The 8,609-nt window shown below is 59.6% G+C and carries 9 protein-coding genes and 1 pseudogene; 6 read left to right on the top strand and 4 right to left on the bottom strand.

The genetic code is table 11. The features are described from left to right. The first annotated feature begins 69 nt into the window (after positions 1-69). On the top strand, positions 70-1,092 hold the full coding sequence (locus Q1V60_RS17205; RefSeq protein ID WP_300632726.1) for a hypothetical protein: 1,023 nt from the start codon (positions 70-72) through the stop codon (positions 1,090-1,092). Between the two features lie 125 nt (positions 1,093-1,217). Further along, positions 1,218-1,691, top strand: coding sequence for a transcription elongation factor GreB (gene greB / locus Q1V60_RS17200; protein WP_065892558.1), 474 nt, complete (start codon positions 1,218-1,220; stop codon positions 1,689-1,691). Positions 1,692-1,736: 45 nt separating this feature from the next. On the opposite strand, the gene Q1V60_RS17195 is transcribed toward greB, so the two are convergent. After that, a complete protein-coding gene (locus Q1V60_RS17195) occupies positions 1,737-4,247 on the bottom strand; it encodes an ABC transporter permease (RefSeq protein ID WP_300632721.1) in 2,511 nt (836 codons plus the stop codon). Then, positions 4,247-4,930, bottom strand: a complete 684-nt coding sequence (locus Q1V60_RS17190) for an ABC transporter ATP-binding protein (RefSeq protein ID WP_065885127.1) — start codon at positions 4,928-4,930, stop codon at positions 4,247-4,249. Before Q1V60_RS17190 ends, Q1V60_RS17195 begins: the two co-directional genes overlap by 1 nt. Before the next feature lie 10 nt (positions 4,931-4,940). Between Q1V60_RS17190 and Q1V60_RS17185 the strand changes: the two genes are divergently transcribed. The 3 genes from Q1V60_RS17185 to Q1V60_RS17175 all read left to right on the top strand — a co-directional run bounded on the left by Q1V60_RS17185 (position 4,941) and on the right by Q1V60_RS17175 (position 6,945). Next, positions 4,941-5,546, top strand: a complete 606-nt coding sequence (locus tag Q1V60_RS17185) for an arylesterase (RefSeq protein WP_300632716.1) — start codon at positions 4,941-4,943, stop codon at positions 5,544-5,546. A 58-nt stretch (positions 5,547-5,604) separates the two neighbouring features. Then, a complete protein-coding gene (locus Q1V60_RS17180; RefSeq protein WP_057722836.1) occupies positions 5,605-5,898 on the top strand; it encodes a hypothetical protein in 294 nt (97 codons plus the stop codon). 81 nt (positions 5,899-5,979) lie between these two features. Continuing rightward, entirely contained in the window at positions 5,980-6,945 is a 966-nt protein-coding gene (locus Q1V60_RS17175; protein ID WP_300632712.1) for a L,D-transpeptidase family protein, read from the top strand. 93 nt (positions 6,946-7,038) lie between these two features. Here the strand turns inward: Q1V60_RS17175 and oprI are convergent, their stop codons facing one another. Beyond that, complete coding sequence (gene oprI, locus Q1V60_RS17170; protein WP_003172710.1) at positions 7,039-7,290, bottom strand: outer membrane lipoprotei OprI; 252 nt, start codon at positions 7,288-7,290, stop codon at positions 7,039-7,041. Between the two features lie 611 nt (positions 7,291-7,901). Here oprI and Q1V60_RS17165 point away from each other — a divergent pair. Beyond that, positions 7,902-8,183, top strand: coding sequence for a GNAT family N-acetyltransferase (locus tag Q1V60_RS17165; RefSeq protein ID WP_300632704.1), 282 nt, complete (start codon positions 7,902-7,904; stop codon positions 8,181-8,183). Between the two features lie 74 nt (positions 8,184-8,257). Here the strand turns inward: Q1V60_RS17165 and Q1V60_RS17160 are convergent. Continuing rightward, positions 8,258-8,609 (bottom strand): annotated as a pseudogene (locus tag Q1V60_RS17160) (3-deoxy-7-phosphoheptulonate synthase); the annotation flags it as partial.

The raw sequence follows: 8,609 nt of genomic DNA, 5'->3' as shown, positions 1-8,609 counted from the left end.
CTTAATAATGGTCGGATATTTGTCTGATATTTATATAAGGTTTTCTTTTTGTAATGAGGCCTGATTGCCATGATGCTTCTACGTACCCTTGTTCTTGAGCGCAGCGGCGAGGATGCTCCCGTCAACGGCGCACTGCTGTGTGGATTCGCTGTCGAGCAGACGGCCTCCAACTTCCTGGTGTATAGCCTTGATGAAGAAGCCGAACCCGGTCATTCCAGGGTGTATATCGCGGCCTTACGCAAGAAGCTCGAGCGCTATTTTTTGGGCGGGGTTGAGTCCAAAGAAGACTTGCAAATAGCGATGCAGGTCTTTAAGCAAATCCTGATGATGGCGGCGGCCTCGGGAAATAAGGAGAGTGCGGTTGCCGAGCCTCAGGTTCCGTTTCACTTCATAGATCTGAAAGGCTGCAGGTTGCCGCCTGCCAGGCCCGAGGACCATCACTCAGTGATCGTCAAGAAAGCGCTGGTGATGAAGGTAATTACGTTGGGCATGTCCGCCCCCGCTGCGCCTGCGATCGAAAGCAGCGTAGTCATCGTGCCGTCCATCCGCTTTTCATCACAAATGGTTGCTCCGCCTCGAGGCAAGAGCCAGCCCAGGCCCGCCCCGTCGCCCGTGGATGAAGACATTGTTGAAGAGCAGCCGCATTCACTGGTTGCGGTACCAGAGGTTTCGCAGGTTTCGGAGGTTCCGCAGGTGGCAGCCGAACCCCGAACGCCGTCTGCTCAGCCAGAACACGTCGAAACCCCGTCGACCTCCCTCTCTGCGAGGGAGAATACCTCCATGCTCGAAATAGACAGCACGCTGAGCAATCTCGCTAGGGTTGCCCAGGAACTGACGCAAAAAAACCAGGCCGTCATCGAGCGCGAGGAGATGCTTGAACAGTGGCACAGTCGACTGCAACACCAGCAGACTCAGCAGGATGAAAAAAGCCGAGCGTTGGAACAGCGCCATTCGCGACTGCAGGCGCAAGAACTGGAGTTGAGTCAAAAGACCGAAAAGGTGGTGTTGATGATGTCGCAGCTATCGCTGATGCGACAGCGCCTGCAAGGCACGCTCGTTGAGCTGGACCAGGTCCTCGACGTGCAGGGCTGAGTCGATGAGTCTGTCGGGCTGGATACTTTGCGCCGTTGATTTATCATCGATCCCCGCCAGCCGACGCCAGGGTATGATGCCGTGGTCTGTCGACGCTATTGGACATTGCCTGGGGATGTGCGCGTTTGAGTACCAAGCTGATTACCAAAGAAGGCCACGAAGCGCTGAAAAAGGAGCTGGACTACCTTTGGCGTGAGAAACGCCCGGACACCACGCGCAAAGTTACGTGGGCAGCTTCCCTGGGAGATCGCAGCGAAAACGCGGATTACCAGTACAACAAGAAGCTGTTGCGTGAGATCGATCGACGGGTGCGCTACCTGCGCAAACGCCTCGAGGATATGCGCGTGGTGGAATACATGCCCGAGCAGGAGGGCAAAGTGTTTTTTGGCGCTTGGGTCGATGTTGAAAACGAGCAGGGCGAGACCAAGCGTTTTCGCATTGTGGGTTATGACGAGATCTACGACCGGATGGATTACATCTCTATCGACTCTCCCATGGCACGCGCGCTGCTGCGCAAAGAGGTGGACGATGAAGCCATCGTACAGACCCCCGGCGGTGAGGTGTGCTGGTGGATTACCCGGATTGAATACGTGAAGTAGCAACCGATGGCCCTTGCTCTGAGTAGAGCAAGGGCCATCGGTGTTTCAGCCCTCGCGCAGTACCGTCAGCGGACTGGCGTTGAGCGCACGGCGTGTACCGAACACGCCGGCACCACCGATCAGCACCGCACCGATTACCGGCAGCAACAGCAGCCAGGGGTGAGGGTGCCAGGTCAGATCAAAGGCATAGCGGTACAGCACCCATGTCACCAGTTCCGTACCCAGTGCCGCCAGCAAACCACTCACCGCCCCCAGCAGGCCGAACTCGATGCGTCGCGCCTTGACCAGCAGCCTGCGCTCGGCACCCAGCGCACGCAGCAGAGCGCCTTGGCGGATCCTTTCATCCAGGGTGGCCTGCAAGCCGGAAAACAGCACGGCCATGCCTGCGGCGAGCACGAACAACAGCACGTATTCCACCGCCAGGGTCACCTGGGCGAGGATGCTGCGCAATTGTTCCAGCAGCGCTTCGATCTGCAGGATGCTGACGGCCGGGAAGGCGCGGGCCAGATCGACGATCTGCTGGTCATGCCCTGGCGCCAGGTAGAAGCTGGTCAGGTAGGTGGTCGGCAAGTCCTTCAAAGTGCCCGGTTGGAAGATCATGAAAAAATTGGGCTGGAAGTTGTCCCAATTGATGGTCCGCAGGCTGGTGACCCGTGCCTCGCGATTCTCGCCGCCGACGGTGAATACCAGATGGTCGTTGAGCTTGAGCTTCAGGCTTTCGGCCACCTTGGCTTCCACCGATACGCCAGGAATGTCATCGCTCGGTTGCGCCGTCCACCAGGTGCCTGCCGTCAGTACATTACCTTGGGGTAAATCGGCGGCCCAGGTCAGGCTCAAGTCCCGTTGCACGGCACGATCACCGCTGGAATCCTTGCTGACAATCTCTTGTACGGGTTCGCCGTTGATGCTGATCAGCCGCCCGGGCACGACCGGATAGAGCGGTGCCGATTGCGCTTGAACCTCCAGAAGGCGGGCGCCAAAGGCGTCTTTGTCGGCCGGCAGGATATTGAGCGCGAAGTAGTTGGGCGCATCCTTGGGCAATTGGTTCTGCCACGTGTCGAGCAGCTCACCGCGTAGCAGGGCGATCAAGCCCATCGACAGCAGGATCAAGCCAAACGCCAGGGACTGGCCGGCTGCCGCCAATGGATGGCGCAGCAATTGGCCCAGGCCCAGCCGCCAGGGCAAGGAGGCGCGCGCGAGTAACCGACGCAGGCTTTGCAATAACAGCAGCAGCAACCCGCCGAGGACAAGTGCCGCCACCACGCCACCGCCCAATAGCGCGAAGGTCAGCACCAGGTCGAGACTCAGGCGCCACATGATCAGGCCCAGGGCAAAGAGCGCCGCGCCGTAAACCATCCAGGTGCTTGAGGGGATGGGCAGCAGGTCGCGCCGCAGTACCCGCAACGGCGGCACCCGGCCCAACGCGGCCAGAGGCGGAAGGGCGAAGCCTGCAAGGGCGACGAGCCCGGTGCCGATACCTGCAACGGCGGGTAGCAGCCCGCCGGATGGCACGTCCGCGGGCAACAGATCGTGCAGGAAGTAGAACAGACCAAATTGCGCGAGCCAACCGAGGAGAGCACCGGTCAGGCTCGCCAACAGGCCCAGTACGCTCAATTGCAGACTGAACAGCAACATGGCTTCGCGCCGTGAAAGCCCCAGGCAGCGCAGCAAGGCGCTGGCATCGAAGCGGCGACTGGCAAAACGGTTGGCTGACAGCGCCACGGCCACACCGGCCAGCAACACCGCCACCAGGCTGGCCATATTCAGATAACGCTCGGCCTTGCCCAGGGCGCCGCCGATCTGCTGGTTGCCGTCGCGGGAGTCCTGCAGCCGCTGGTTGGCCGCGAGGCCCGGCTTGATCAGGTCGCGATAGGTTTGCAGCGCCGTGCTGCCTGGCGGGGCGCGCCACAGTTCGCGGTAGCTCACACGGCTGCCAGGCTGCACGACGCCGGTGGCGTCCAGGTCCGTCAGGTTGATCATCACCCTGGGCGTGAGGCTGTAGAAGTTGCCGGCCCGGTCGGGCTCATACGTCAGTATGCGTGCCAGGCGCAGGGTCTTCATGCCGACGTCGATGCTGTCTCCGACCTTCAGGTCCAGCGCGGTCAGCAGCCGAGCTTCCACCCAGGCTTCGCCGGGTTTGGGGCCACCGCCCGGGGTTTCGGCCCCAAAGGGTTCGCCTGTACTTTTGAGTTCGCCACGCAGCGGGTACCGCTCGTTGACCGCCTTGATGCTGGAGAGCTGGATGCCGTTGTCTGCGGCGATAACGCTGGAAAACTCCACGATGCGCGCATGATCCAGGCCCAGCTCGGTCCCGGATCTGATTTGCTCGGGGCGGGCCGGCGAACTGCCTTCGAGTACCAGGTCGGCACCCAGAAACTCCGTGGCGCGCAACAGCATGGCGCTGTTGAGGCGTGCACCGAAATAACCGATAGCGGTGCTGGCGGCCACGGCCACCAGCAGGGCGAAGAACAGCACGCGCAGTTCGCCGGCGCGGGCATCGCGCAACAATTGGCGCATGGCAAGACTGAACAGGCGTAACAGCGGCAGGCGTGCCATCAAGGCTCCAGGGGCGCGACCATCAGGCCGGCTTCAAGGCGGATCAGGCGTCGGCAACGATGGGCCAGGCGCTCGTCGTGGGTGACGAGGACCAGAGTCGTGCCGCTCTCTTTATTGAGTTCGAACAGCAGGTCGCTGATGCGCTCGCCCGTATGGCTGTCGAGGTTGCCGGTGGGCTCGTCGGCAAACAGCACGTCCGGCTCGGCGGCAAACGCACGGGCAATCGCCACACGTTGCTGCTCGCCCCCGGAAAGCTGGCGGGGCGAATGGGTCAGGCGCTTGCCAAGGCCGACGCGCTCGAGCAAGTGCGTGGCGCGCTCGCGAGCATCCTTGCGGCCATCGAGCTCCAGCGGCAGCATGACGTTTTCCAGCGCATTGAGGCTGTCGAGCAACTGAAAGGATTGGAATACGAAGCCCACGTGTTCGGCACGGATACGCGCGCGCTGGTCTTCGTCGAGGCTGCTCAAGGCTTGGCCGGCCAGGGTGACCTCACCGCTGCTGGGCAGGTCAAGGCCGGCGAGCAGGCCGAGGAGGGTGGATTTGCCGGAACCGGAGCTGCCGACGATAGCCAGGCTATCGCCCTTGTTCAGTTCCAGGCTCAGTTCGTGCAGGATAGTCAGTTCACCTTCCGCGCTGGGAACCACTTTGCTGAGGTTTCGCGCGGTGAGAATGCTTGCGCCCATGGAGAATCCAATGCGAATGTGGTTTTTGAGTGCTGGCCTGGCCTTGATGTGCATGGCCCAGAACGCAGCGGCGGGTACAGTCCTGATCGTTGGCGATAGTATCAGTGCCGGTTTCGGCCTGGATACCCGCAAAGGGTGGGTTGCCCTGCTGGAGCAACGGCTCAAGCAGGAGGGTTTTGACGATAAAGTGGTCAATGCTTCGATCAGTGGCGACACCAGCGCGGGAGGCCTCGCGCGGTTGCCTGCGGCGCTCGCAGAGCATAAACCCGACGTGGTAGTTATCGAGCTTGGGGGGAATGACGGCTTGCGCGGGCAACCGCCGGCGCAATTGAAACAAAATCTTGCGTCGATGATTGACCAGTCCCAGGCTGGCGGTGCCAAGGTGCTGCTGTTGGGCATGCAGTTGCCACCTAATTATGGGCCGCGATACACCACTGCATTCGCACAAGTCTATGGCGCGTTGGCCAAGGAAAAAGACATTCCGTTGGTACCGTTTTTCCTCGAAGGCGTGGGCGGTCATCCGGAGCTGATGCAGGCTGATCAACTGCACCCGGCAGTCGCTGCCCAAGGCAAGCTGCTGGAAAATGTCTGGCCGACGCTAAAACCGCTGTTATGACGCTTTTCTACCGGCAGGCTTTCGGCTAAGGTGGCGCCCCCCCGATTTGGAGCCACTGATGTCGCGTCCTGCCTGGTCCCTGTTTAACTACCAACTGATCGAGCCGGACGAGCAGTTGGATTTGTTCGCCTGTCAGGAAGTCCGGGTGCATCTGGTGGCGCGTCAACTGGAGCTGGGCGGCTCGATAGACCGCACGCTCTGCGGCACGTTATTGCCTGCGCAGCCGCTCTGGTCGTCGGTGGATCGTTCGATCTTCCAGGACCAGCGTCTGTGCCCGTTGTGCAGGGCGATTCTCGAGTCGCAGAAGCGCGGCACACCGCCGATCTGGCCGGAGCTGCGCTTCGAACTCTAGCGCGGCCGGCTTGATGCCAGGCGCTCGCTTCACGTATACAATCAGTTTTTTCCTACCGTCGTTCTGCGAAGGATTTTCCGGATGTTGTCGCGCCTTTCCGTCGTTACCTGCTGCCTGTCTCTCGCTGCGCTCTGTGCGGCCGGTTCGGCGTCAGCCTTGCAGTTGCCCTTGCCACCGCCGGGTGAGGACATTGTCGGTCAGGTCCAGGTGATCAAGGCCAAATACGAAGACACGTTTGCGGACCTGGGCACCACGTACGACCTGGGTTATTCGGAAATGGTCGCCGCCAACCCTGGAGTCGATGCCTGGCTGCCTGGGGCGGGTACGGATATCGTGCTGCCGACACGGTTCATTCTGCCGCCGGGCCCGCGCGAAGGCATTGTGATCAACCTTGCGGAATATCGGCTCTACTACTATCCCAAAGGGCAGAACGTGGTTTACACCTTCCCTTTGGGGATTGGTCGTGAAGGCTGGGGGTCGCCTATTGCCCATACCAGCATCATCGCGAAGACGCCGAACCCCACCTGGACACCGCCGGCTTCGATCAAGGCCGAACATGCCGCCAACGGTGACCCGTTGCCCAATGTGGTGCCTGCCGGCCCCGACAACCCGTTGGGCCCGTTCAAGTTCACCCTGGGCACGCCGGGTTACCTGATCCACGGCTCCAACATGAAGTTTGGTATCGGCACGCGTACCAGCCACGGTTGCTTCCGTATGTTCAATAACAACGTGCTGGAAATGGCGGGCATGGTGCCGGTGGGCACGTCCGTGCGTATCATCAACGACGCTTATAAGTTCGGCAGCGCCGGCGGCAAGGTCTACCTCGAAGCCCATACACCGTTGAACGACGATGGCACGCCGTCGGTGGTGGATAAGCACACGGCGGTGATCAATGCCTTGCTCAAGCGTGAAGACTTGGCCAATAGCCTGCGGGTGAACTGGGATCAGGTGCGGGATGTGGTGGCGGCGGAGGATGGTTTGCCGACTGAAATCGGTGTGCCTGGCGTAGCTCCGGTAGCGTCCAGCGCGCCGGTTGATTTTCAATAGGTCCCTGAAGCCGGCCCCACCCGCGCAGTGGATTCCAGGCAAAAAAAAGCCGACCCATAAATGGATCGGCTTGATAACAACCCCGAAGGATTATTACTTGCGGCTTGCTTTTTCAAGCATGCGCAGAGCGCGCTCGTTAGCTTCGTCAGCAGTCTGTTGTGCTTTTTGAGCAGCAGCCAGAGCTTCATCAGCTTTACGGTAGGCTTCGTCTGCACGAGCCTGGGAGCGAGCTGCTGCATCTTCTGTTGCAGTCAGGCGAGCTTCGGTTTCTTTGGAGACGCTGCTGCAACCGGTAGCCAGAACTGCGGCCAGAGCCAGAGCAGAGAATTTCAGAACGTTGTTCATCGTGTTCCCCTTCAAGGACTTTCTATTAGATGGCTACTGTCTCAGAGTGAGCTAATAGCCGGCGTACATACTACCCATTACTTGTAGTAAGTAAACTGACGTTGCGCAAGAAGCAAAAAAAATTCTTGTACCGAATCTATTTTGGCTAATCTTTTGAGGGTTTGTATAAAAACCAGCCAAATTTTTTCATCTCGCGAAGGTTGGATCCAGGCTGTAAGGGCCGGCCCGCATGGGCCAGCCTTTATAAAAAGATGAAATTTTATATATCCCAGCTGGCACTTTCTTTGAGGCTGCTTGTCCCGCACCCGGCATCTTTCGCTCATCTAGAGGTGACTTTAACAGCGCCAGTTCGTCTCAAGCTTCAACTGCCGGCAATGTTCAGGCGTTCGGTCACCGGGTGATCGAGGCCCTTTCTAATAAACCGCCCATGGCAGGGGATGACGAGTGTGCCTTGAGCAATTGCTGGATTGGTGCCTACTATTCCCTACGTGCAGGTGTGAGCGCTCAGGGTTTTCTCGTTGTCGAAACCGGCACGGGGTGGCGTAGATGTTCCTTCGCCGGAAAAACATCGGTAAGGTAGGGTCAATATTCAAGACCCGCGAGGAGTAGTGATGAGTGAGGCGTTGTCCATCCACCATGACCAGGCTGGTCATCAGTTCGAGACCACTGTGGACGGTCATCGTGCCTATCTGACCTATATGGACCTCGGGAAGCAGACCCTAGATATCTATCGCACATTTGTGCCAAACGCGTTGCGCGGGCGTGGCATTGCGGCCGCGTTGACCGAAGAGGCGTTGAAGTTCGCTGAAGAGTCAGGCTACACGGTCATTCCGTCCTGCTCTTATGTGGAACGCTACATGGAGCGTCACCAGCGCCATGCCGCGAAGCTCTGAACGTACAGCCATAAAAAAACGCCGGGTTTAGCCCGGCGTTTTTGTGTGTGCCTGATTCAAAGGCGCGAGCGGCTTCAGGTGCGTTTGCGTTTGGGCAATACGTCCTTGAGCTTGGCGTGCATGCTGCGCAGGGTGTTCTCGGTAGCGGCCCAGTCGATGCACGCGTCGGTGATCGACACGCCGTACTGCAAGTCGGCCAGGTCTTTTGGAATGGCCTGGCAGCCCCAGTTCAGATGGCTTTCGACCATCAGGCCGATGATCGACTGATTGCCTTCGAGGATCTGGTTGGCGACGTTTTCCATCACCAGCGGCTGCAGGGCCGGGTCCTTGTTGGAATTGGCGTGGCTGCAATCAACCATGATATTAGGCTTGATTCTGGCCTTGTTCAGCGCCTGTTCGCACAGTGCGACACTGACCGAATCGTAG

Source organism: Pseudomonas sp. (genome assembly GCF_030147005.1).
Classification (GTDB): Bacteria; Pseudomonadota; Gammaproteobacteria; order Pseudomonadales; family Pseudomonadaceae; genus Aquipseudomonas.
Note: the sequence above shows the minus strand (reverse complement) of the source record. Positions and strands in the feature narration are given on the sequence as shown.